General features: G+C 71.5%; 19 protein-coding genes. 5 read left to right on the top strand and 14 right to left on the bottom strand.

The genetic code is table 11. The features are described from left to right. The first annotated feature begins 34 nt into the window (after positions 1 to 34). Positions 35 to 868 carry an alpha/beta hydrolase gene (locus IGS68_RS02275; RefSeq protein ID WP_201077022.1) on the top strand — a complete coding sequence of 278 codons (834 nt, stop codon included), beginning with the start codon at positions 35 to 37 and terminating at the stop codon, positions 866 to 868. Here IGS68_RS02275 and IGS68_RS02270 read toward each other — a convergent pair. From IGS68_RS02270 to IGS68_RS02255, 4 genes are all read right to left on the bottom strand, one after another. After that, complete coding sequence (locus IGS68_RS02270; RefSeq protein ID WP_201077020.1) at positions 861 to 1,661, bottom strand: substrate-binding periplasmic protein; 801 nt, start codon at positions 1,659 to 1,661, stop codon at positions 861 to 863. The two genes, IGS68_RS02275 and IGS68_RS02270, sit on opposite strands and share 8 nt — an antisense overlap. 173 nt (positions 1,662 to 1,834) lie before the next feature. Further along, positions 1,835 to 2,806 carry a GDP-L-fucose synthase gene (gene fcl, locus IGS68_RS02265; protein ID WP_305800079.1) on the bottom strand — a complete coding sequence of 324 codons (972 nt, stop codon included), beginning with the start codon at positions 2,804 to 2,806 and terminating at the stop codon, positions 1,835 to 1,837. A gap of 145 nt (positions 2,807 to 2,951) precedes the next feature. Further along, positions 2,952 to 4,343 carry a sensor histidine kinase gene (locus tag IGS68_RS02260; RefSeq protein WP_201077018.1) on the bottom strand — a complete coding sequence of 464 codons (1,392 nt, stop codon included), beginning with the start codon at positions 4,341 to 4,343 and terminating at the stop codon, positions 2,952 to 2,954. Beyond that, positions 4,340 to 5,023 (bottom strand): response regulator transcription factor, encoded by a 684-nt coding sequence (locus IGS68_RS02255; protein ID WP_201077016.1) that lies wholly within the window; start codon positions 5,021 to 5,023, stop codon positions 4,340 to 4,342. Before IGS68_RS02255 ends, IGS68_RS02260 begins: the two co-directional genes overlap by 4 nt. Before the next feature lie 170 nt (positions 5,024 to 5,193). On the opposite strand from IGS68_RS02255, the gene IGS68_RS02250 reads away from it, so the two are divergent. Next, positions 5,194 to 5,841: a tyrosine-protein phosphatase gene (locus IGS68_RS02250; RefSeq protein WP_247881135.1), complete on the top strand. Its 648-nt coding sequence runs from the start codon at positions 5,194 to 5,196 to the stop codon at positions 5,839 to 5,841. An 88-nt stretch (positions 5,842 to 5,929) separates the two neighbouring features. Next, positions 5,930 to 7,963 carry a M3 family metallopeptidase gene (locus IGS68_RS02245; protein ID WP_201077015.1) on the top strand — a complete coding sequence of 678 codons (2,034 nt, stop codon included), beginning with the start codon at positions 5,930 to 5,932 and terminating at the stop codon, positions 7,961 to 7,963. A gap of 3 nt (positions 7,964 to 7,966) precedes the next feature. Here IGS68_RS02245 and IGS68_RS02240 read toward each other — a convergent pair whose 3' ends face one another. The 3 genes from IGS68_RS02240 to trhA all read right to left on the bottom strand — a co-directional run bounded on the left by IGS68_RS02240 (position 7,967) and on the right by trhA (position 11,974). Then, entirely contained in the window at positions 7,967 to 9,136 is a 1,170-nt protein-coding gene (locus IGS68_RS02240) for an MFS transporter (protein ID WP_201077014.1), read from the bottom strand. Positions 9,137 to 9,273: 137 nt separating this feature from the next. Beyond that, the gene (locus IGS68_RS02235) at positions 9,274 to 11,124 is read right to left on the bottom strand and encodes a sensor histidine kinase (protein WP_201077013.1); all 1,851 of its coding nucleotides are present in this window, start codon (positions 11,122 to 11,124) and stop codon (positions 9,274 to 9,276) included. 124 nt (positions 11,125 to 11,248) lie between these two features. Further along, complete coding sequence (gene trhA, locus IGS68_RS02230; RefSeq protein WP_201077012.1) at positions 11,249 to 11,974, bottom strand: PAQR family membrane homeostasis protein TrhA; 726 nt, start codon at positions 11,972 to 11,974, stop codon at positions 11,249 to 11,251. Between the two features lie 246 nt (positions 11,975 to 12,220). Here trhA and IGS68_RS02225 point away from each other — a divergent pair, with 246 nt between their 5' ends. Both IGS68_RS02225 and IGS68_RS02220 read left to right on the top strand, forming a co-directional pair. Beyond that, positions 12,221 to 13,222, top strand: a complete 1,002-nt coding sequence (locus tag IGS68_RS02225; RefSeq protein ID WP_201077008.1) for a BMP family lipoprotein — start codon at positions 12,221 to 12,223, stop codon at positions 13,220 to 13,222. Positions 13,223 to 13,254: 32 nt separating this feature from the next. Beyond that, on the top strand, positions 13,255 to 14,853 hold the full coding sequence (locus IGS68_RS02220) for an ABC transporter ATP-binding protein (protein ID WP_201077007.1): 1,599 nt from the start codon (positions 13,255 to 13,257) through the stop codon (positions 14,851 to 14,853). A gap of 130 nt (positions 14,854 to 14,983) precedes the next feature. On the opposite strand, the gene IGS68_RS02215 is transcribed toward IGS68_RS02220, so the two are convergent. From IGS68_RS02215 to IGS68_RS02185, 7 genes are read right to left on the bottom strand one after another with little or no spacing between them, the layout of a single operon-like run. After that, positions 14,984 to 16,552, bottom strand: a complete 1,569-nt coding sequence (locus tag IGS68_RS02215) for a methyl-accepting chemotaxis protein (protein WP_201077006.1) — start codon at positions 16,550 to 16,552, stop codon at positions 14,984 to 14,986. Between the two features lie 39 nt (positions 16,553 to 16,591). Next, positions 16,592 to 17,761, bottom strand: a complete 1,170-nt coding sequence (locus IGS68_RS02210) for a D-alanine--D-alanine ligase (protein WP_247881134.1) — start codon at positions 17,759 to 17,761, stop codon at positions 16,592 to 16,594. Then, positions 17,758 to 18,387, bottom strand: coding sequence for a DedA family protein (locus tag IGS68_RS02205; RefSeq protein WP_201077000.1), 630 nt, complete (start codon positions 18,385 to 18,387; stop codon positions 17,758 to 17,760). Before IGS68_RS02205 ends, IGS68_RS02210 begins: the two co-directional genes overlap by 4 nt. Then, entirely contained in the window at positions 18,381 to 19,226 is an 846-nt protein-coding gene (locus IGS68_RS02200; RefSeq protein WP_201076998.1) for an alpha/beta fold hydrolase, read from the bottom strand. Before IGS68_RS02200 ends, IGS68_RS02205 begins: the two co-directional genes overlap by 7 nt. Beyond that, positions 19,223 to 20,476: a tetratricopeptide repeat protein gene (locus IGS68_RS36120; protein ID WP_201076996.1), complete on the bottom strand. Its 1,254-nt coding sequence runs from the start codon at positions 20,474 to 20,476 to the stop codon at positions 19,223 to 19,225. The genes IGS68_RS02200 and IGS68_RS36120 overlap by 4 nt, the downstream gene beginning before the upstream one ends. 4 nt (positions 20,477 to 20,480) lie before the next feature. Then, positions 20,481 to 20,981 carry a hypothetical protein gene (locus IGS68_RS02190; RefSeq protein WP_201076994.1) on the bottom strand — a complete coding sequence of 167 codons (501 nt, stop codon included), beginning with the start codon at positions 20,979 to 20,981 and terminating at the stop codon, positions 20,481 to 20,483. Positions 20,982 to 20,994: 13 nt separating this feature from the next. After that, positions 20,995 to 21,465 (bottom strand): YHS domain-containing (seleno)protein, encoded by a 471-nt coding sequence (locus tag IGS68_RS02185; protein ID WP_201076992.1) that lies wholly within the window; start codon positions 21,463 to 21,465, stop codon positions 20,995 to 20,997. Between the last annotated feature and the right edge of the window lie 19 nt (positions 21,466 to 21,484).

Here is a 21,484-nt window from a genome sequence, read left to right as displayed (position 1 = left end):
TCGGGCATTCGTTCTTTTCGGGAAGGGGCCGGAGATGTGGTCGGGCAAGCTTCTATCCATCGTGCTTCCCCTGGTCGGGTTCTACCTGGTGGTGGTCGGCGCGCTCTACGCCCTGCAACGGCCGATGATCTTCCGGGCGGACATGTCGCCGGCTCCCCCCGACCTCCATGCCGTCCCCGGATTCCGGGAGGTCTCCTACCGCACGGAGGACGGCCTGGACCTGCGGGCGCTCCACCGGCCGGCCGCGGCGGGCCGGCCGACCCTGGTCTATTTCCACGGCAATGCCGACGGGCTGTCCGGCTCGATCCGGGTCACCGCCGGCCTCGCCGCGGAGGGGTACGGCCTGCTGCTGGCCGGGTACCGGGGCTATGACGGCAATCCCGGAAGCCCGAGCGAGGCCGGGCTCCATGCCGACGGCCGGGCCGCCCTGGGATGGCTCGCCGCGAACGGCGTGCCCGCTCCGGACACCGTCCTCGTGGGCAATTCGCTGGGATCGGGGCCGGCGACCGAGTTGGCCGCCTCCTTTCCGGTGGCCGGGCTGGTGCTGATCTCCGGCTACACGTCGCTGCCCGACGTGGCGGCGCCCGTCTATCCCTTCGTCCCGGTGCGGCTGCTGATGCGCGACCGTTTCGACAATATCGGCAAGATCGGGCGGGTGGCCGCCCCGGTCCTGATCCTCCACGGCACGGCGGACAGGACCATACCCTTCGGCCATGCGACGGCGCTCGCGGCGGCGGCGGGGGACCGCGCGCGGCTGGTTCCGTTCGAGGGCGCCGGGCACGAGCTGGTCGGCAGCCCCGCGCTGTTCCCGGTCATCGGCCGCTGGCTCGACGGGCTTCGGCGCCGAGGCCACGGCACTCTCAATTGAACCACTGGATTTCGGTGGAGCGCCGGTTCTCCGGCACGGGCTGCGGCTTCAGCCTCGTGTAGCGGGCCAGGATGGCGTCGTAGGTGCCGTCGGCGCGCACCTGCTCGAAACCCTCCTGCCAGCGCCTGGCCTCCTGGTCCGACACGTCCTTCGAGGCGGCGAGCCAGATCTCGCTCCGGCGCACGACATGGCCGATGTTGAGTTCCGAGACGTCGCCGCCGACCTCGCGATAGGCGTAGAGCACCATCAGGCGGGGGGCCAGCCAGGCGTCGATCAGCCGGTCCTTCATCCGCTGGGCGTTGATCCACTCCTCGCCCGCCGTCTGGACCCGGTTGAACCCGTGCTCTTGCAGCAGCGATTCCGCCCCGCTGCGCCGGAGCACGCCGATGGGCCTGTCCCTGACCGACCAAAGGTCGCGGACGTCGACTCCCGCTCCCCCGACCAGGACGAGGTCGTCCGTGATCACGTTGAACAGCCAGCGGTACTGGTCCTCCCGCTCCGCCGAGCGGGTCAGGGCCAGGATGCCGGTGTTCGGCTGGGTCGAGGCCAGTTCCTGGGCATGGGGCCAGGGCCAGAACTCGACCGTGCCCGAATGCCCGATCCGCCAGGCGACCTCCCGGACGACCTCGTAGACGAGGCCCATCGGCTCGCCCGCCTCCGCCACGGTCGGCGGCGGCACGTGGAAGGCGTAGGGCGGCAGCTCGCCGGTGACCAGCCGAAGCTCGGCGGAGACCGCCGGCGCCGCGGTGAGCGGGAAAGCGAGCAGGACGGCGGCCAGCAGGCGGCGGATCATGGGTCCCCCCTACATCAGAAGGTGCCGACGGCGGAGCCGGCGAGGATCGCGGCCACCGGGCATCGGCCGGGCGTCGATAACCCTCGGGAGATTCGGGAAACAGGACCCTCGGCGGCCCATGCCGCCACTCCGACGGGATATACCGCCGGAACGGTTCGGCGCCTTTTCCCGGCCTACGCCGCGGGATGATTGTCCAGGAACCAGGCGTAGGTGGCTGCGATGCCGTCCCGCAGCCCGATCGAGGCTTTCCAGCCCAGGCCGGACAGGCGCGAGATGTCGAGCGCCTTGCGGGGCGGTCCGTCGGGCCTGGACGCATCGAAGACGAAGCCGCCCTCGAACCCGACGATCTCCGCGATCATCCCGGCGAGGCCGCGGATGGAGATGTCCTTGCCGAAACCGACGTTCAGATGATCGCGACCCGTGTAGTGCTTCATCATGAACAGGCAGGCGTCGGCCAGATCGTCCACGTTCAGGAATTCCCGGCGGGGCGCGCCGGTCCCCCAGACCTCCACCCGGTCCCGGCCGTCACGCCTGGCGGCGTGGATCCTGCGCAGCAGGGCGGGCAGCACGTGGCTGCTCATCAGGTCGAAATTGTCGTTGATGCCGTACAGGTTGGTGGGCATGGCGGAAATGAAGTCGCGGCCGTGCTGCAGGCGGTAGGCCTGGCACAGCCTGATGCCGGCGATCTTGGCGACGGCATACCACTGGTTCGTCTCCTCCAGCGGCCCGGTCAGCAGCGCGTCCTCGCCCATGGGCTGGGGCGCCAGTTTCGGATAGATGCAGGAGGATCCCAGGAACAGCAGCTTGGCGACGCCGGCGAGATGGGCGGCGTGGATCACGTTCGCCTCGATCGCCAAGTTGTCGTAGATGAAGTCCGCCGGCCGGGTGCCGTTGGCATGGATGCCGCCGACCTGGGCCGCGGCGAGGAAGACGGCGTCGGGCCGCCGGGACCGCACCCAGTCCTCGACCTCGGCCTGGCGGCGGAGATCCAGCGCGTCGCGGTCGACCGTCAGGATCTCGCAGTCCTCGGCGGCCAGCCGCCGGACGATGGCCGAGCCGACCATGCCCCGGTGGCCTGCCACCCAGACCTTCCTTCCCGCCAGGGGGAAGATCGGCGCGATGCCGTCCTGTTCCGTTGCGCTCATGCCGTCCGGCTCCGGGAAGATGCTCGGCTCCGCCGTCCCCGGCTGTCCCGGGGCGGCGCTTTCCGATCGGAGCGGGATCGTAGCGGCGCCTTTGCTAAAACATTCCCTACCTGCGTCCGTATGCCCTTCTGCCCACGCGGAGGGATCAGGAACCGGCTTCCAGCGGCAGCCGGACCTCGATCCGGCAGCCGCCGTCCACGGGCAGGAAGCGGGCGTCGCCGCCATGGGCGCGGACGACATGGCGGACGATCGCGAGGCCGAGCCCCGCGCCGGGGCTGGCGGCCCGGCCCTTGCGGAAACGGTCGAAAACCTCCTCGCGCAGGTGCGCCGGCACGCCCGGTCCCTCGTCCGCCACTTCGAGGACCGCCTCCGTTTCGGCCGTCAGGCGGACCGTGACGGTGCCGCCGCCGTGGGCCAGCGCATTGTCGAGCAGGTTGCGGACGGCGTCGCGCAGGTCGTCGGCCCGGCCCCGCACCGGAACCGCGTGAGGCGGCGCATCGACCTCGATCGCCCTGCCGGCGGTCTCGGCCACCGGCAGGACCGCGGCGGCGGCTTCGCGGACCGTCCGGCCGAGATCGACCGGCGCCAGCGTCCGGGGGTCCTCGGCCCGGCTCGCCGCCTCCTTGCGCGCCAGGTCGAGCAGTTGGTTGACCAGCCGGGTCAATTCGGACAGGTCGCGGCGGATCGCCGCCCAATCGGCGCGGCCGTCGATCTCCGCCCGCTGGAGCCGGACGCTGAGGACGGCCAACGGCGTGCGAAGTTCATGCGCGGCGTCGGCGGTGAAGCGGCGCTCGGCCTCGTAGGCTCCGGCGAGCCGGTCGAGGGCGCCGTTGACCGCCCCGACCAGCGGCTGGATCTCGGCCGGAAGGCCGGCCGGCGACAGGTGGGCCGTGGGAGCGCCGGGGACGATGGCGGCAGCCTCCCGCGCGGCGCGGCCGAGCGGGCGGAGGCTCCAGCCGGCCACGAACCAGACCAGGACGAGCGCAGCCGCGACCGACGATGCCAGCACCGCGAAGGGCTCGCCGTTCTCCTCCATCAGGGTTTCGGCCAGCGCTTCCAGCTCGGGGTCGATTCGCCCGATCGTCAGGACCAGTCCTTGCGGGGTCGCGGCCGACAGGAGGGCCTGCCGTTGCGGCCCGACGACGTCGAGCGCGCTGAAGCTCCCGCCCTGCGGTATGTCGAGGCGCGGCAGGGGAGCCTCCAGACCGGGGGAGAGGGCCAGGGGGCGGCCCGCCGGGTCGAACAGGGTGTAGGCGAACGCGGAGCCGGGCCGGGCATAGGCGTCGGCCCAGGCCGCCGGGACCCGGAGCGTCGCCCCCTCCCCCGTGACCGCCAGGCCGTCGAGCAGGTCGCGCGCCTGCTGGCGGAGCGTGCGGCTATAGACCGACCGGGCGGTCTCCCGCGTCTCGCTGAGGAACACGGCGCCGGAGGCGAGAAGGCCCAGCGCGAAGACGAACAGCATCGCCAGGGTCAGGCGGCGGCGCAGGCTGTGGACGTGGGCGGGCGGGACGGCTCCGGGCGGAGCGGCCGGCGTCATGCCGACGCGTCCCCGTCCGCGGCGAGCCGGTAGCCGATTCCGCGCCGCGACTCGATACGGACGCCGCTCCCCGCAAGGCGCTTGCGCAGCCGGGAGACGGTCGCCTCCAGGGCGTTGGGGGTCACCGCCTCGTCGTGGGCGTAGAGGCTCTGCTCCAGCACGTCGCGGATGACGATCCGCCCGGCCGCGCGGACAAGGGCGTCGAGCAGGTCCGATTCGCGGCGGGTCAGCTCGACCACCCGGCCGGCGACGGAAGCTTCCCGCCGGCTGGTGTCGAATTCCAGGCCGCCGCACCGGAGCACCGTGCAGGGGCGCGATCCCGGCCGGCGCAGGACGGCCCGGATGCGGGCCTCCAGCTCGATCAGGTCGAAGGGCTTGAGGATGTAGTCGTCCGCCCCGCCGTCGAGCCCGCCGACCCTGTCGCCCAGGGCGTCGCGTGCCGTCACGATCAGCGTGGGGACCGGACCGGCGGGGCGGGACTGGACCTCGCGCAGGATCGCCATGCCGTCGCCGTCCGGCAGGCCGAGATCCAGGACCAGCGCGTCGTAGGCCGCCGCCTCCAGCGCGCCGCGCGCCGCGTCGGCGGTCGCGACGGCGTCCACCGCGAAGCCGCGCCGGCCCAGATGACCGGCCACCATCTCGCGCAGCGCGGGATGATCCTCGACCACCAGTATCCTCATGATCCGCCTTCGACGGGGGAAAACGGTGCCCATGGCATGGGCGGCACCGGGAGCGATCCTACACGTCCGTCAGGTTCCTGTCAGCCCGATGGTGTCCCCTGCAACCGCCGGAGGGGCCGACGCAGGGAACCGCCGTTCCCGATCCGGCCCGGGGCATCATCGGGAGACTCATGGAAAAGCTTTTCACAGGCCTCGCGGCATCGCTGTCGTCGTTGGGCTTCAAGGCGGGCTTCAAGGCGGGCTTGAAGGCGGGCTTCAAGGCGGCCTTGGCCGGGCTGCTGGGCGCTCTGTCGGCCAGCCTGGGCATCGCGGCGCTTCACATGGCGATCGTCTTTCTCGGCGACAATTTCCATCCCGTGGTGGCCGGCCAGATGTACCGCTCGGCCCAGCCCACGCCGGAGCGCATCGCCCGGTACCGGGAAGAGTACGGGATCAGGACCATCATCAACCTGCGCGGCGACAATACCGGCAGCCCCTGGTACGACGCCGAGGTGGAGGCGTCGCGCAGGCTCGGCATCGGCCATGTGGATTTCCGCATGTCCGCGCGCCGGGAGCTGACCATGGCCCAGTTCGGCGACCTGATGGCGCTGCTCCGGACCGTGGAGAAGCCGGCGCTGATCCATTGCCAGTCCGGCGCGGACCGCAGCGGGCTGGTCTCCGCCCTCTATGTCGCCGGCATCGCCGGGCTGGGCGAGGAGGCGGCGGAAAGCCAGATCTCGTTCCTTTACGGCCACATCCCCCTGTGGCTCGGCTCCGCCTACGCGATGAACCGGAGCTTCGAGGCGCTGGAGCCGGCGCTGGGCTTCCCGAAGTCGTGAGTCCCGGTGCCGCCGGCCGGCGGGGCGGGATTTGTGGTCGATGCGGGAAGCGGCTATCATCGGGGCCTCAGTTGATCACGAGGCCTCGATGTCCGCCGACAACCCGTTCTTCACGCCGTGGACCGCCGAGTTCGGCTTCCCCCCCTTCGACCGGATCCTGCCCGAGCATTTCCCCGCCGCCCTGGACCGCGGCATGGAGGAAGGCCTGGCCGAGTTCGACGCCATCGCCGCGTCGGCCGAGGCGCCGACCTTCGCGAACACGATCGAGGCCATGGAGGCGGCCGGACGGCTGCTGAACCGGGTGTGCTCGGTGTTCTTCAACCTCAACTCCAGCCACACCAACGGCGAGCTGGAGGCGATCGCCCGCGACTACAGCCCGAAGCTGGCGCAGTACAACGCCCGGATCTCGCTCAACCCCGCCCTGTTCGAGCGGGTCGCCGACCTTTACGCCCGGCGCGACGGACTGGGGCTGGAGCCGGACCAGATGCGCCTGCTGGAGCGCAGCCACCTGGGCTTCGTGCGGAGCGGCGCCGCCCTGGAGCCGGAGGCCAAGGTCCGGATGGCGGAGATCTCCGAGCGGCTGGCGACCCTGACGACGCTGTTCGGCCAGCATGTCCAGGCCGACGAGCAGGCCTGGCAGCTGGTGCTGGAAGAGGCCGACCTGGACGGCCTGCCCGGCTATGTGCGGGAGGCGGCGGCCCAGGCCGCGGCCGAGCGCGGGGCGGAGGGCAAATACGTCATCACCCTGCTGCGCTCCTCGGTGGAGCCGTTCCTGACCTTCTCGACCCGGCGGGACCTGCGCGAGAAGGCGCACCGCGCCTGGACCAGCCGGGGCGCCAACGCGGGCGAGACCAACAACCGCGACCTGATCCGCGAGATCGTGGCGCTGCGGACCGAGCAGGCCCGGCTGCTGGGCTATCCGACATATGCCGACTACAAGCTCGACGACACCATGGCGAAGCAGCCGACGGCGGTCATGACCCTGCTGAACCAGGTGTGGGAGCCGGCGCGCGCGCAGGCGATCGCCGAGCGCGGCCTGATCCAGGCGGAAGCGGAGCGGGCCGGCTTCGACGGCGCCATCGAGGCGTGGGACTGGCGCTTCTACGCCGAGCGGGTGCGGAAGGCCCGCTACGACCTGGACGACGGCGAGATCAAGCCGTATTTCCTGCTGGAGAACATGGTCCGCGCCGCGTTCGACACGGCGACCCGGCTGTTCGGCATCACGTTCGTCGAGCGCACGGACCTGCCGCTCTACCATCCCGACGCCCGGCTGTACGAGGTCAGGGACAAGGAGACCGGCCGGCATGTCGGCCTGTTCATCCAGGACAATTTCGCCCGGGCCTCCAAGCGGTCGGGCGCTTGGATGAGCAGCTACCGCGACTCCGAATCCTATGTGGAGGAGGTCACGCCGATCATCGTCAACAACAGCAACTTCGCGAAGAGCCGGCCGTCGCTGCTGACCTTCAACGACGCGGAGACGCTGTTCCACGAGTTCGGCCACGCGCTGCACGGCCTGCTGAGCAAGGCGCGCTACCCCTCGCAGTCGGGCACCTCCGTCCGCCGCGACTTCGTGGAGTTCCCGTCCCAGGTCTACGAGCACTGGCTGTCGGCGCCCGAGACGCTGCGCGCCTACGCGGTCCACCACGAGACCGGCGAGCCGATCCCGGAGGAGCTGCTGGGCCGCCTGCTGGAGGCCCGCAAGTTCGGCCAGGGCTTCGACACGGTGGCCTATACCGGCTCGGCGCTGATGGACATGGAGATCCATTCCCAGGCCAACCCGGACAACCTGGACCCGGAAGCCTTCGAGCGCGACGTGCTGGACCGGCTGGGCATGCCGAAGGAAGTGGGCCTGATGCACAGGCTGCCCCACTTCAAGCACCTGTTCTCCGGCGGCTATGCGGCTGGCTACTATTCCTACATGTGGTCGGAGGTGCTGGACGCCGACGGCTTCGACGCCTTCAAGGAGGCGGGCGACCTGTTCGACCCCCGCCTCGCCGCCCGCCTGAAGGACATCTACGAAGCCGGCGACACCCGCGACCCGATGGAGCTCTACGTCGCGTTCCGGGGCCGCGAGCCGCAGACCGACGCGCTTCTGCGGAACCGGGGGCTGCCGGTGGGCTGAGGATCAGACCGGCTCGCCCTGCAACGCGGCCTCCCGGCGCTCCAGGCTGCCGGACAGCAGGGTGGTGCCGAGCGCCAGCAAGGCGAGCGCGGCGCCGACCCAGGGAATTTCGGCATAGGACACTCCCGCCGAGATCGCGATGCCGCCGAACCAGGCGCCGGCGGCGTTGCCCAGGTTGAAGGCGCCCTGGTTGAGGATGGAGGCGAGGTTCGGGGCATCGCTCGCCTCGTCCACCACCCGCATCTGGAGCGGGGCGACCAGGGCGAAGGCGACGATCCCCCAGACGAAGACCGTGGCGACGGCGGGCACGAACCAGGCGCCGGTGACGGTGAACGCCGCCAGCAGCGGCACCAGGACGCAGAAGATGCCGACCAGCGCCGGCATCAGCTTCCAGTCCGCCAGCCTTCCGCCCAGCAGGTTGCCCAGCGTCAGGCCGACTCCGAACAGCAGCAGGACCATGGTGACGCCGTGGGGCGAGACGCCCGTCACCTCCCGCAGGATCGGGGTGATGTAGGTGAAGACGCTGAACAGGCTGGCCGACGCCAGCACGCTGATGCCCATGGCGAGCAGCACCTGGGGACGGCGGACCACCCGGAACTCGCCCAGGAGGTTCGACGGCTCCTCCCGTCCGCCGCGGGGCACCCAGAGGACGATCGCCAGTTCGGCCAGGACGCTGATCGCCACCACGCCCCAGAAGGTCGAGCGCCAGCCAGCCCACTGGCCGAGCGCCGTGCCGAGCGGCACGCCCAGCACGTTGGCCAGCGTCAGCCCCGCGAACATCAGCGCGATCGCGCGGGCCCGCTGGCCGGGCGGAACCAGGTTGGCGGCCACCACCGACCCGATGCCGAAGAAGGTGCCGTGGCAGAAGGCGGTGACGATCCTGGCCGCCATCAGCGTCCCGTAGCCGGGCGCCACCGCGCACAGCACGTTGCCGACGACGAACAGGCCCATCAGGGCGACCAGGGCCGTCTTGCGCCGCAGCCTGGAGGTCAGGACCGCGAGGATCGGCGCGCCGACGACGACGCCGAGGGCATAGCCCGACACCAGCATGCCCGCGTTGGGAATGCTGACGCCGAGGTCCGCCGCCACCTCGGGCAGCAGGCCCATGATCACGAATTCGGTGGTGCCGATGCCGAACGAGGCGACGGCCAATGCTAGAAGCGGGAGGGGCATGGGGTTCGCTCGGGAGAAGGCCCGGAAGGGCGGTTGGAGGGCGCGTCGCTGACTCTCCTCCCGGCGCATATTGTTCGTTGACAAAACAGTATGTCAGGCGGAGCGGTTCTCCCAGGGAGGATCGCCGCAACGCAGCGTTACCGGCCGCGCATGACCTCGGCGGGAACCTCCCGCGGCGCCGGCCGGGAGAGCGGAGGGATGCGCAGGATCCAGCGGGCGCCGGGCCGGGCATCCTCCGTCCGCAGGCTGGCCTGGAGCTGGAGCGACAGCCCCTTGATCACCCGCATGCCCAGGCTGCCGCCGGTCTGGTCGGGGGTGAAGCCCGGCGGCAGGCCGGCGCCATGGTCGCGCACGGCCAGTTCCAGGTCGCCGCCGGGCAGCGCGCCGAACCGCACTTCGATCAGCCGCCGTCCCTCGGACGGGTTCGAATGCTTGATCGCGTTGGTCACCAGTTCCGTGACGATCAAACCCAGGGGCACGGCGCCGTCGGTCGGCAGCAGCACGGGATCGGCTTCGACCCGGATGGCGAACTCGGGTGCCGTGGCGCCGAGGTCGTCGCACAGCGCGCGGAGATAGACGTCGAAATCGACCCGCTCCACGTCGGTGCCGCGGTACAGCCGCTCGTGCAGGTGGGAGATGGCGCGGACCCGTCCGGCGGCCTCCTCGAACCGCCGCCGCGTCTCGGGGTCGGCGAATTGCCGGCCCTGCATGCCGAGCAGGGAATTCACCAGCTGGAGCGAGTTCTTGACCCTGTGGTTGACCTCGCGCAGCAGCAGTTCCTGGCGCTGCTCCCAGTGCTTGGCTTCGGTGATGTCCTGGGTGATGCCGAGAGCCCGGCAGGGCTGCCCCGCCGCGTCGCACAGGACGCGGCCCTCGCTGGAGATCCAGCACCAGTCGCCGTCGGGCTGGGCGACGCGGTATTCGCCCCGGAAGCGCCGGGAGGGTTCCCGGGTGGCGTTCCGGAGGCTGGCGAGGACGCGGTCCCGGTCGCCGGGATGGAGGTTCTCCAGCCAATCCTCCAGGGCGCCGCCGTCAAGCCGCCCGTCGAGGCCGCACATCGCGGCGAACCGGTCCGACCCGCGCGCCACGCCGGTTGCCAGGTCGACCTCCCAGGTGCCCAGGCTGGCGCCTTCGATCGCGAGGCGCAATTTCTCGTAATCCTCCCGCCGCGCGGCGTCGCTCCGGTCGAGGTGGGCGGCGAAGCGGATCACGACCAGCGTCAGCATGACCGTGGTCGCGAGAACAACCAGCGCCGTCGCCAGGCGCTCGGGGAACAGGCCGGCGTCGGCCGCCTCCAGCGCGAGCCAGCCGGCCGCGACCGGCACCCCGACGATGGCGGGGATCAGGCGGCGCGCCGTCGTCCCGCCCGGTCCCCGGCCGCCCAGGCTCAGCAGCCAGTCGGGCGGGCACAGGGCCAGCAGGGCGGCGAACAGGACGGCGAAGCCGCCCGCCGTATGGACCGCCATCGTCAGGTACGGGCCTAATGCATAGAGATTGTTCTCGCTGTAGAGATAGCCCAGCAGGGGCACGGAGACGAGCATCAGGCCGAGCAGGCCGACCGCGGACCCGCCGTTGCGGCTCCGGCATTTCTGGATCAGGCAGCAACCCAGAAGGACGAAGCCGACGGCCGACGCAGGAGCCATGCGGCCGGGATAGGCCATGGCCACCGTCTCGATCTCCCGCGGGAACAGGAGCCGGTCGGTACCGAAATCGAACCCGAAGGCGTCCTGGACCAGGGATTGGATCCCCGACAGAAGCACGAACGCGCCGCCGGCCCGCGCGGCGTTCCCGAAGCCGGCCGACAGCGCGGCCAGCCCCGTGCCGCCGACCAGGAGGCCCAGGGCCGTCAGCGGCTGCATCTTGGCGTCGTGGGGCGCCAGGCTCTTCAGGGTCTCGATGCCGAAGGCCCAGCCGAACAGCACGGTCGCCCCGAGCGCCGCGACCAGCAGGCCGGCGGCGAGCGCGAAGCGCTCGTTGCATCCGGTCATGGACGGCGAGACCGGATCGGTTCCATGGCGCCGGCAGTTATCTTCCTGGTCATGCCCCCTCCTGCTTGCGGGAGGTACAACCCGGGTCGGACCGGCCGGTTCCCTTATCCGCCCGGAAGGCTTGTCAGGCGGAAACCGCTCCCTGCGCCACGTAGTAATAGATCGACAGGAAATGGCAGGTGCTGCCGGCCAGCACGAACAGGTGCCAGACCGCGTGGTTGAACGGCATGCTCTCCCACAGGAAGAAGGCCACCCCGGCGGTATAGGCCAGCCCCCCGACCGCCAGCAGGATCACGCCTTCCGTCGCCATGTTCGCGATGATCGGGCCTATGGCGAACACGCCCAGCCAGCCCATGCCCAGGTACAGCATCAGCGACAGGCGGGCGTAGCGGTTGACGTGCAGGATCTTGAACACGACGCCGAAGGCCGCGATGCTCCACATGACGGCGAACAGGGTCCATCCCCAGGCGCCGCCCATGACCAGCAGGCAATAGGGCGTGTAGGTGCCGGCGATCAGCAGGAAGATGGCGGCATGGTCGCAGGTCTTGAACACCAGCTTGGCCCGCGCGTGGCGGACCGCGTGGTAGAGGGTGGAGGCGAGGTACAGCAGCACCAGGGTCGCCCCGTAGATGGTCAGGCTGACCAGGACCCAGACGTCGTCGTCCACCACGGCGAGCGCCACCAGGGCCGCCAGCGCCCCCACGGAGAGCAGGGCTCCGATGCCGTGGGTCACCGCGTTCGCGATCTCCTCCAGCAGGGTATATTCGTTGTCCATGGCGAGCGGGTCGGCGGCGAGCGGGTCGGCGGCATGGAGGTCGGCGGGCACGGACTCGGCGGGATGCGCTGGCATGGAACGGCTGCTCCTCGGTGGTGACTCCGGGCGGAACGCGGACGCGACAAATAGAATAACAAGTCTAGTGCGTGGATGTGACGATCCGATGAAGGATCGGATAAGGGTTGGGGTCAAAGCGTTCGCGGATCGAGCGCCGGCCTTCCTTCCGTCATTATCCCCCTGTAATCAAAGCGAACCGGGCGCTATGTTTGGAAGCAACCCGATGATTCGGGGCCGATAGATCCAGGGAGCGGATGGGAAACGATGAAGAGATTTTTTGCCGCCTTGTCCATCACGGCCTGCGCCGTATCGGCCCTCGCGGGCGGCCTGGCGCCGGGATCGGCCCATGCCCAGGATTTCCAGCCCGCCATCGTCTTCGACATGGGCGGCAAGTTCGACAAGTCCTTCAACGAGGCGGCCTATGCCGGCGCCGAGCGGTTCAAGAAGGAAAGCGGCATCGCGTACCGCGAGTTCGAGGTGACGCAGGAGGCCCAGCGCGAGCAGGCGCTGCGCAACATGGCCCGGCGCGGCGCCGACGTGGTGGTCGGCGTCGGGTTCGCCCAGGCGAGCGCCATGGGCAAGGTCGCGCAGGAATTTCCCGACACCAAGTTCTGCATCATCGACAGCGTGGTCGAGGCGCCCAACGTCCAGTCCATCACCTTCAAGGAGCATGAGGGATCCTTCCTGGTCGGCATGATGGCGGCGATGGCGTCGCAGACCGGCAAGGTGGGCTTCGTCGGCGGCATGGACATCCCGCTGATCCGCAACTTCGCGACCGGCTACCAGCAGGGCGTCAAGCACGCCAACCCGCAGGCGGAGGTCTTCCAGAACATGACCGGCACCACGCCGGCCGCCTGGCGCGACCCGACCCGCGGCGGCGAACTGGCCAGGAGCCAGATGGACCGCGGCGCCGACGTGATCTACGCCGCCGCCGGCGGGACCGGGCTGGGCGTCCTCCAGGCGGTGGCCGACAACAGGAAGCTGTCGATCGGCGTGGACAGCAATCAGAACCACCTGCATCCCGGTTCCGTCCTGACGTCGATGATCAAGCGGGTGGACGTCGCCGTCCATGACTGCATGAAGTCGGCGAAGGAAGGCACCTGGACCCCGGGCTCGCGGGTCCTGGGCCTGAAGGAGGACGGCGTCGGCTACGCCGTGGACGAGCACAACCGGGCGCTCGTCACCGAGGAGATGAAGCGGGAGGTCGATGCCGCGAAGGACCGGATCATCGCCGGCGAGCTTCAGGTCCAGCCGTACAAGCAGTGAAGACCAGCGGGCATCAGGACGGGGCGAGCGGCATGACCGGAAACCGGGCCGGCGACGGCATCGTGCAGGGCAGGCTCGGCGGCGGCCCGCCTCCCGATCCCGGGCCGCCGGCCCTCGAACTGGTCGGCATCGACAAGTGGTTCGGCGCCAACCACGCCAACAGGAACGTGTCCCTGGCCGTCCGCCGGGGCAGCATCCACGGCGTGATCGGGGAGAACGGCGCCGGCAAGTCGACGATCATGAGCATCGTCTACGGCTATCTGCGCGCCGACGGCGGCACCGTGCTGGTCAACGGCAAGCCGGCCGACATCCGCACCCCCCGGGACGCCATCGCGGCGGGCATCGGCATGGTCCACCAGCATTTCATGCTGGTCGATACCTTCACCGTGGTGGAGAACGTCCTGCTCGGCGCGGAGGGCGGCGCCACCCTGGCCCCCGGCCTGGCCCGCGCCCGCGGGGAACTCGAGCGGCTGGAGCGGGAATACGCGCTGGAAGTGGACGTGGACGCCGTGGTCGGCGACCTTCCCGTCGGGCTCCAGCAGCGGGTGGAGATCCTTAAGGCGCTGTACCGCGGCGCCGACCTGCTGATCCTGGACGAGCCGACCGGCGTGCTGACCCCGCAGGAGGCGGACCACCTGTTCTGCATCCTCCGCGCGCTGCGCGACCAGGGCAAGACGATCATCATCATCACCCACAAGCTGCGCGAGATCATGGAGCTGACCGACGCGGTCACCGTGATGCGCCGGGGCGAGGTGGTCGCCAACGTCAGGACGGCGGAGACCGGCCGCGACCAGCTGGCCGAGCTGATGGTCGGCCGCAAGGTGCTGCTCCGGGTCGACAAGAAGCCGGCGGAGCCCGGCCCGGTCGTGCTCGACGTGCGCGGCCTGACGGTGGTGGACCGCTCCGGCGTCGCCCGGGTCAAGGGCGTCAGCCTGTCGGTCCGGGCCGGCGAGATCGTCGGCATCGCCGGCGTCTCGGGCAACGGCCAGTCGGAACTGCTGGAAGCGCTGGCCGGCATCCATCCCCTGGCCGAGGGCACGGTCCGGCTGCACGGCGAGAAGATCAGCGACAAGGCGATGTTCACCGCCCGCGGCCTGCGCCGGGCCGGCGTCGCCCACGTGCCGGAGGACCGGCAGAAGGTCGGGCTGGTGACGTCCTTCTCGGCCTCGGAATGCGCGGTCCTGGGCTATCATGACGACCCGCGCTACAACGGCCGCATCCTGATGGACCGGGGCGCCATGCTCGGCCGCTGCCAGGCCGAGATGAAGAGCTACGACGTGCGCCCGCCCCTGCCGGGCCTGCGCGCGGCCAACTTCTCCGGCGGCAACCAGCAGAAGATCGTGCTGGCCCGCGAGATCGAGCGGAACCCCGACGTTCTGCTGGTCGGCCAGCCGACCCGCGGCGTCGATATCGGCGCGATCGAGTTCATCCACCGGCGGCTGGTCGAGCTGCGCGACGCCGGCAAGGCGATCCTTCTGGTCTCGGTCGAGCTGGACGAGATCCTGGCGCTGAGCGACCGCATCCTGGTGATGTTCGACGGCCACCTGGTCGGCGAGATCCCGGCCGGCCAGGCGACCGAGCGCCGGCTGGGCTTGATGATGGCCGGGATCACCGAGGAGGCGGCGGAGTAGAGACGTGCCCGACCTGCCTCGTTCGAAGCCGGCATGGAATCAATGAAATCGGCCACAGATGACGGCGATATCCTCAGATGACCAAGTCCGCATCTTTGTCCATCGCCGTAATCTGTGGCAAAAACCTGAATTACCCCTCCCGGATCTGCCGGACCAGCCGCGACACCGCCGCCCGCAGTTCCGACGTTCCGCCGGCCAGACGTTCGCCGACCACCCGCACGTCGCCGGCGGCGCGGCTGGTCTCGCCGGCGGCCTCGGCCATGCCGAGCGCGTCCGACGTGACGCCGCGGGTGGAAGACGCGGCCTGGGCGACGTTGCGGGCGATCTCGGCGGTGGCGGCGCCCTGCTCCTCGACGGAGGCGGCGATGCCGGCGGAAATCTCGTCGATCCGGGTCACCGTCAGGGAAATCCCGCCGATGGCGCCGGCCGCCGCCTCGCTGGCGGCGCGGATCCCGGCGACCTGTGCGGCGATGTCCTCGGTGGCGCGGGCGGTCTGGCCGGCCAGGTTCTTCACCTCGCCGGCGACCACCGCGAAGCCCTTGCCGGCCTCCCCCGCCCGGGCCGCCTCGATCGTGGCGTTGAGCGCCAGCAGGTTGGTCTGCTCGGCGATCTCCTGGATCAGCCGGACCACCTCGCCGATCCGCGACGCCGCCTCCTGGAGGCCGCGCACCGTTGCATCGGTCCGCTTCGCCTCCGCGTTGGCGTGCTTGGCGATCTCCGAGCTGGTCACCACCTGCCGGGCGATCTCGTGGATGGCGGCGGTCAGCTCCTCTGCCGCGGCGGCGACGGTCTCGACATTGACGGCGGCGTCCTCCGATGCCGTGCGGACGGCCCCGGCGCGGTCGCCGGTATCGCGCGAGGCGCCGACCATGACGCCGGAGACCTCGGCGAGGCGGGCGGAATCCGCTTCCAGCCGGGCCAGCACCTCGCGGACGCCGCCCTCCACCTCGTCGGCGAGGCGGCCCAGCCGGGCGCGCCGGTCCTGCTCGGCGTCGTGCTCGGCCCGCTGCCGCTCGGCGCGCAGCCGCTCGACTTCGTCGGCCTGGGCGCGCGATGCCGCCAGGGCGCGGGCGACGTCGCCGATATCGTCGCGCCGCTCGGCCGGCAGGTCGCCGGTCCCGGACTGGAGCGCCCTCCGGATGCGCGACAGCGGGGCGAGCACCAGGCTCGACAGGACCACCAGGGTGGCCAGCGCGCCGACCAGGGCGACGCCCATGTCGGACAGGAACCGGCGCAGCACGTTGCCCTGGACGAAAGCGTCGCCGCCGTCCGTGGTCAGCCGGGCGACCGCGCCCATCCGCCCGCCCAGGTCGGCGGGGGACAGGAGGATGTCGTACCGGGTCTCCTCGGCGTTCAGCAGGTCGCGGGCACCCCTGCCATAGGACAGCGCCGGGGTCTCGCCGGCCCGCGCCAGCTCGGTCCCGTCCGGCCGCACCAGGGTCAGCCCGGTCACCCGGGTGTTCCGGATCACCCGTTCCGCCGAGGCCTTGGCGGAGGCCGCGTCCGCCGCGTCGGGCAGCAGCCGCTCCAGCGCCCGGACGACGCCGGTCCCCTCCTCCGCGATCGTGCCGAGGAAGACGGAGCGCTGGCCGAAATAGAAGACCAGCAGCAAAAGGAGCTGCACCGCCACCAGGGCGGCCAGGACCCCGGCGGCCACCTTGCGGGCCAGCAGGCTTGAGAAGATGGCGGCGAGGTTCATGCGCGGCGGCTCCGGTCGGGCGGTATGGAAGTCAAGGGATCACAAGGTCGGCGGGTAATGCGGCGTCAGCGCCTTCTCGCGCCGCCAGGCCCGCCAGAACTCGCGGAGCCCCTGGCCCCGGTGCCCGCGGTTCCGGTTGGCGCGGCCGATCGCGAACAGCAGGCGGTACTGCTCCATCAGGTCTCGCCTGGCCTGCCGAAGCGTCTTGGAGCGGTCCCAGACATGGGTCATCTCCGCCCCGGCGCCGTTGACCTCCAGGATGGTGAAATCCTCGCCGGCCTGGAGCCGCGCGATGTCGGCGAATCGCACGTCGAACCGGCCGAACCAGAATTCCGGGATGGCGCGGGCGATGGCGTCGAACCGTTCGGTCATGGCCGGGGTGACCAGGTGGGTCCCGTCGCGGAAGATGCTGCCCCGGCTGTGGCTTCCGGCGAAGGCAAGCCGGACCGGTTCCCCCGCCTCGGGTATCCAATCCAGCCGGGCGGCGTGGCGCGGCAGGTAGAGGTGCGGCACCCGGCCTGCGCGCGGGTCGGCCAGGATCAGCTCCCGCAGGGTCGAGCGTCCGTCGCCGTGGACGTAGGGGAAGTATTTCAGCGTCAGCGACAATATCCGGCCCGTCTCCCGGCCGGGCTCGCGGACATAGAAGACTCCCGCCTCCGCCTCGTACGCCACGTGGCGCTGGAAGACCAGCCGCGCCCCGGCCGGGAACCCCTCCAGATAGGCCGCCAGCTCCCCCGGGTCGCGGACCAGCCGAACCCCCGCCCCCCGGCACCCCAGGTCCGGCTTGGCGACCACGGGGAAGCCCAGGCCGGCGGCGGTCATGGCCGCCTCCGCCGCCAGCGCCTCGCCGATAGCGTCGTCGGGATGGCCGGGCCGGTCCACCGCGACGAAGGGGGCGACATGGTCGGGCGCCGCCGCGCAGGCGAGGTCCAGGATGGCCGACTTGGACTCGCCGACCAGGCCGCCGCCGGGAAAGGACGGGTTCGCCGCGGTCGGCAGCGTGACGCCCCGGTAGCGCACCATCAGCCACAGGGCGTAGAGCGCGATCGGCCAGTAGAACCGGCGCATCGACCAGAACTCGAAGGCGCTGAGCGGGTCCCCGGCGGTGTCCAGGGGCGGCATCCCGGCATGCGGCACCGGCCAGGGCCGGTCGCGCGGTTCGGGAGCCGGCACGGGAAGGGCGGACGGCGGTTCGGCGAGCATGGTCATGGGGACACCCCGGTGTTGACGGGTTTTTCCGCGGACGGTCCGCGCATCACGCGCGGCAGGACCAGGGCGAGGAGGACGAGCGGCAGGAGCGCCAGGACGACGGCGGCCGTGGGCCCGATGCCGAAGGTGCGTTCCAGCAGCTCGCCGAGCGCCTGCCCCAAGGCGGTCGCCAGCCAGAACAGCCCCGCGGTCCAGGCCGCGACCGCCGCGACGACCAGGGCGGCGAACCGGGGGAAGGACACGCCCAGCAGCCCGGCGGCGGTGTATGTGGCGAGCCGCAGGCCCGGCACCACGCGGGCGACCAGGACGGCGATTCCCAGCCTTCCGTCGAGCGCCGCGCGCGCCCGATCGACCCGGGCATCCTCCAGCCGCCGGCGCAGCGCCGGCACCCGGAGCGCCAGCCGGCCCGTGCCGTAGAGGCCGAGGTCGCCGAGCGCGATGCCCCCGGCCACCGCCAGGAAGGCGGCGGGCCAGCCGATCGTGCCGTCGAGCGCCAGGGCCACGCCGGCCGCGATCGCCACGTCCTCCAGCAGGAAGGTGATCAGGACCAGCGCCGGCAGGATGACCCAGGGATCGGCGGACGCTGCGACCAGCGCCCCGAGGGTGGCTTCCAGGCTCGTCAGCATGCCATGCCCTCCGCCCGGGCGATCGCCGCCCGCACGGTCGGGGCGGCGTTCCACGGCAGGAAATGGTCGGCGCCGTCCAGGATCACCGTCTCGACCCGGCAGGCGCCGGTCAGGTGCGCCTCGGCATAGGCGACGTTGGAGAAGGGCACCAGGTCGTCCTCGGTGCCGTGGACGATCAGCACCGGGCAGCGGACCAGCGCCAGTTCCGGGCGCAGCGCCTCCAGCTCCGGCTTGAGCGCCAGCAGCTCGGCGTTGGCGTTGCGGATCGGGCGCGGCAGGACGGCCCTCACGGGCGCCCAGGCGCCGACATGCTGCAAGGGATGGATCCGCTCCAGGCCGGGATCGAGCGAGGCGGCCAGCAGGATCAGGGCCCGCACCCGCTCCGGATGGCGCGCGGCGGCCAGGGCGGCGATCGGTCCACCCAGGGAATGGCCGAGCAGGATCGCCGGCCGGCTACCGTCCGGCAGCAGCGCCGCGACGGCGTCGGCCTGGTCGGCGAGGTCGGTGACGGCGCCTTCCGGACCGCTCTCCCCGAAGCCCAGCCGGTCCAGCGCCACCACCTCCAGCCCCGGCGGCGGATCGGCCAGGAAGTCGGCCCAGCCGTCGGCGGCGCCCGGCGTGCCGTGGACCAGGATCAGCCGGGCCGCCGCGGGATCGCCCGCCGTCAGGTAGCTGACGGTGACCGGCGGTTCGCCCTCCGCAAGGCCGCCGAGGGACAGGCTGCGGCGCAGGGGCTCCATCGTCGCCGCCGGGGTCGCGGGTCCGGGCACGCCGCACCCGGCGGCGCCGAAGGCGACGGCGATCAGGCCGGCGGCGCGGAGGAGCGAGCGGAACCTCACGCGCAGGCCCCCGGCCGGACGAACGGTGCGCCGGCGGCGCGCCGCCGGGCGTCGTGGTGGAGACGGTGGAACCAGGTCTGCTGCGCGGTGCTGCCGCCCAGCAGGTACAGCCGGGGCAGCAGCGGCCCCAGGGTCGCCGCCGCCTCCGCGAACCGGCCGGCGGCATGGGCCGCCAGGGCGCGGGCGGCGGGGACCGCGACCTCGCGCCAGACCGACCGGCACGACGCCGGCCCGGTCGCGGCGAACCCTTCCATCCCGGCCAGCAGGCAGGCCACCGCCTCGCCGTCGCCCGCCCGCGCCAGGGCATAGAGGTAATGCAGATCGAGGAAGCCGTTCTGCCGGTCGTGGATGCGCGGCCGGACATGGTCAGCCACGTCGGCCCAGCGCCCGCCGACATCGACGCCGCGCAGCTCCAGGCGCGACAGCAGCGAGACGGCGTTGACCTGGTCCTGGACATGGGTCTTGCGCACGCCCCAGACCCGCCCGTCGAACAGCGCCAGGGCGGCGGCCTGCTCGTCCAGCTCCAGGCGGAACAGGGCGCTATGCCACCAGTTGTGGGTATACATGAAGCTGGAGCAACGCTCCCAGGTGCCGGACAGCGGCTCGACGAAGGCCAGCCCGGCGGCGGGATCGCCGCGCGCCTCCAGCACATGGGCCACGGCATGCTGGGCCCAGGGGTCGTCCGGGTTCATGGCGACGGCGCGTCGGCCCGCGTCCTCGGCGGCGTCCAGGGCCCCCGCCTGTTCCAGCGCGAAGGCCAGCATGCCCCAGGCGTAGCTGGTCCGCCAATTGTGCGGCAGGGCGGCCTCCGCCAGTTCGCGCATGCCCGCCCGGTCGCCCCGGTTGAGCTGGTGGATCTGGGCGAGCTTGAGGTTGAGCAGGTCGCGCGGCCAGCGCCGGGCGATGGTCCGGTGCAGGTGGAGCGCCCGGTCGGTCGCACCCGCCCCCCAGGCGTCCAGCGCCGCCACCGTCAGCCGCTCCCGCTCCGACGCGCCGCGCGCCAGGGTGCGGGCGCGCTCCAGGAAGGGGGCGGCCTTCGCCGCGCCCTCCGCGGTCTGGAGGAACAGGTACAAGGCCCCGGAATAGGCCTGGAGCAGGGCGCAGCCGGGATCGGCCTCGGCGGCGGCCAGGAGCAGGCCGGCCTCCCGGCCGTGGCTCAGGACCTCCTTGGTGAAGCGGTCGATCGCCTCGACGGTGGCGGGAGAGTCCGTCGTCACGGCCAGCCCGAATCGGTCGCGCCGGATCGCCATGCCGTCAGCTCCTTCCCAGGCGGGCGCGGGACCGCCCGAACGGCAGCAGCGCCGCCAGGTCGGCCCGCCGAAGCGCCAGGATGGCGGCGGACGCGATCCAGACGCCGCAGGCCAGGGCGAACAGTTCCCCGCCGTCCAGGCTGCCGTCGGTGTTCACCACCTGGATGCCCAAGGGCGTGAACAGGTGGAAGAAGACGGCGCCGCTGATGACGCCGAGGGCCAGCAGGGCTCCCGCCCCCTGGAACAGCACCCGGCCGGTGGCCAGCCCGGCCAGCAGGAGCGCCGAGGCGACCAGCTCGGCCGTTCCGACCACGTACTGGCTGAACGGCCCGGTCGGGGCGAACAGCCCGGCGAAGCCGAATCCCGCCGCCCAGGCGTCCAACGTGCCGAAGATGTGCCGCGTCTCGGGGCTGTCGGTGAACTTGAAGAACAGCGACTGCACGAAGACGAAGGCGATGTAGAGGGACAGGGCTCCGACCAGGAACCGGCGCCGTCGATCGGTCATGGAACGCTCCCCCTCACTTTCCCAGGACGGCGGGCCAGTTGCGGTCGGCGCTGGCGATGAAGCCGGGGATATCCTTCTCCCACCGCTGCTGGACGTCCTGGTCGTAGTTCAGGTACAGCCTGTCGTCGACCACCTTCCAGAATTTCGGGTCGCCCGACGCGGTCTTTCCCTGGGCGATCGCCCAGGCGCAGTACCCACCGTACTGCGGCGCGTATTTCTCCGGCGCCGCGAGGAACAGGTCGCGGTTCTCCGCGGAGGCGAAGCGCCAGTCCGCGTCCATCCACCGGGTCGAGAATTCCTTGCTGCCCTCGACCGGCTTCCCCTGGGTGAAATAGGCCACGGGGTCGTAACCGCCGACCGCGAGGCTGCTGAAGAAGCCGGTATGGATCGCGGGCTCCTTCGCCAGGGCGGGCGGTGCGAACGAACCGGCCGCCGCCAGGGCGGCCAAGGCGACGATCAGCGGGCGTACTGCGCTTCGAGACATCGTGAAACCCTGCCAAGTG

It is taken from the genome of Skermanella sp. TT6 (genome assembly GCF_016653635.2).
Taxonomy (GTDB): domain Bacteria; phylum Pseudomonadota; class Alphaproteobacteria; order Azospirillales; family Azospirillaceae; genus Skermanella; species Skermanella cutis.
The sequence above is the reverse complement of the archived record's forward strand: the minus strand, read 5'-3'. Positions and strand labels throughout refer to the sequence as shown.

Excerpts from the sequence above, each read along its gene's own strand:
- IGS68_RS02215 (WP_201077006.1), bottom strand. The coding sequence starts at position 16,552 with ATGAACCTCGCCGCCATCTTCTCAAGCCTGCTGGCCCGCAAGGTGGCC.
- IGS68_RS02250 (WP_247881135.1), top strand. The coding sequence starts at position 5,194 with ATGGAAAAGCTTTTCACAGGCCTCGCGGCATCGCTGTCGTCGTTGGGC.
- IGS68_RS02255 (WP_201077016.1), bottom strand. The coding sequence starts at position 5,023 with ATGAGGATACTGGTGGTCGAGGATCATCCCGCGCTGCGCGAGATGGTG.
- IGS68_RS02210 (WP_247881134.1), bottom strand. The coding sequence starts at position 17,761 with ATGACCATGCTCGCCGAACCGCCGTCCGCCCTTCCCGTGCCGGCTCCC.
- IGS68_RS02225 (WP_201077008.1), top strand. The coding sequence starts at position 12,221 with ATGAAGAGATTTTTTGCCGCCTTGTCCATCACGGCCTGCGCCGTATCG.
- IGS68_RS02235 (WP_201077013.1), bottom strand. The coding sequence starts at position 11,124 with ATGACCGGATGCAACGAGCGCTTCGCGCTCGCCGCCGGCCTGCTGGTC.
- IGS68_RS02245 (WP_201077015.1), top strand. The coding sequence starts at position 5,930 with ATGTCCGCCGACAACCCGTTCTTCACGCCGTGGACCGCCGAGTTCGGC.
- IGS68_RS02205 (WP_201077000.1), bottom strand. The coding sequence starts at position 18,387 with ATGCTGACGAGCCTGGAAGCCACCCTCGGGGCGCTGGTCGCAGCGTCC.
- IGS68_RS02240 (WP_201077014.1), bottom strand. The coding sequence starts at position 9,136 with ATGCCCCTCCCGCTTCTAGCATTGGCCGTCGCCTCGTTCGGCATCGGC.
- IGS68_RS02275 (WP_201077022.1), top strand. The coding sequence starts at position 35 with ATGTGGTCGGGCAAGCTTCTATCCATCGTGCTTCCCCTGGTCGGGTTC.
- IGS68_RS02185 (WP_201076992.1), bottom strand. The coding sequence starts at position 21,465 with ATGTCTCGAAGCGCAGTACGCCCGCTGATCGTCGCCTTGGCCGCCCTG.
- IGS68_RS02270 (WP_201077020.1), bottom strand. The coding sequence starts at position 1,661 with ATGATCCGCCGCCTGCTGGCCGCCGTCCTGCTCGCTTTCCCGCTCACC.
- IGS68_RS02190 (WP_201076994.1), bottom strand. The coding sequence starts at position 20,981 with ATGACCGATCGACGGCGCCGGTTCCTGGTCGGAGCCCTGTCCCTCTAC.
- IGS68_RS02260 (WP_201077018.1), bottom strand. The coding sequence starts at position 4,343 with ATGACGCCGGCCGCTCCGCCCGGAGCCGTCCCGCCCGCCCACGTCCAC.
- IGS68_RS02220 (WP_201077007.1), top strand. The coding sequence starts at position 13,255 with ATGACCGGAAACCGGGCCGGCGACGGCATCGTGCAGGGCAGGCTCGGC.
- fcl (WP_305800079.1), bottom strand. The coding sequence starts at position 2,806 with ATGAGCGCAACGGAACAGGACGGCATCGCGCCGATCTTCCCCCTGGCG.
- IGS68_RS36120 (WP_201076996.1), bottom strand. The coding sequence starts at position 20,476 with ATGGCGATCCGGCGCGACCGATTCGGGCTGGCCGTGACGACGGACTCT.
- trhA (WP_201077012.1), bottom strand. The coding sequence starts at position 11,974 with ATGCCAGCGCATCCCGCCGAGTCCGTGCCCGCCGACCTCCATGCCGCC.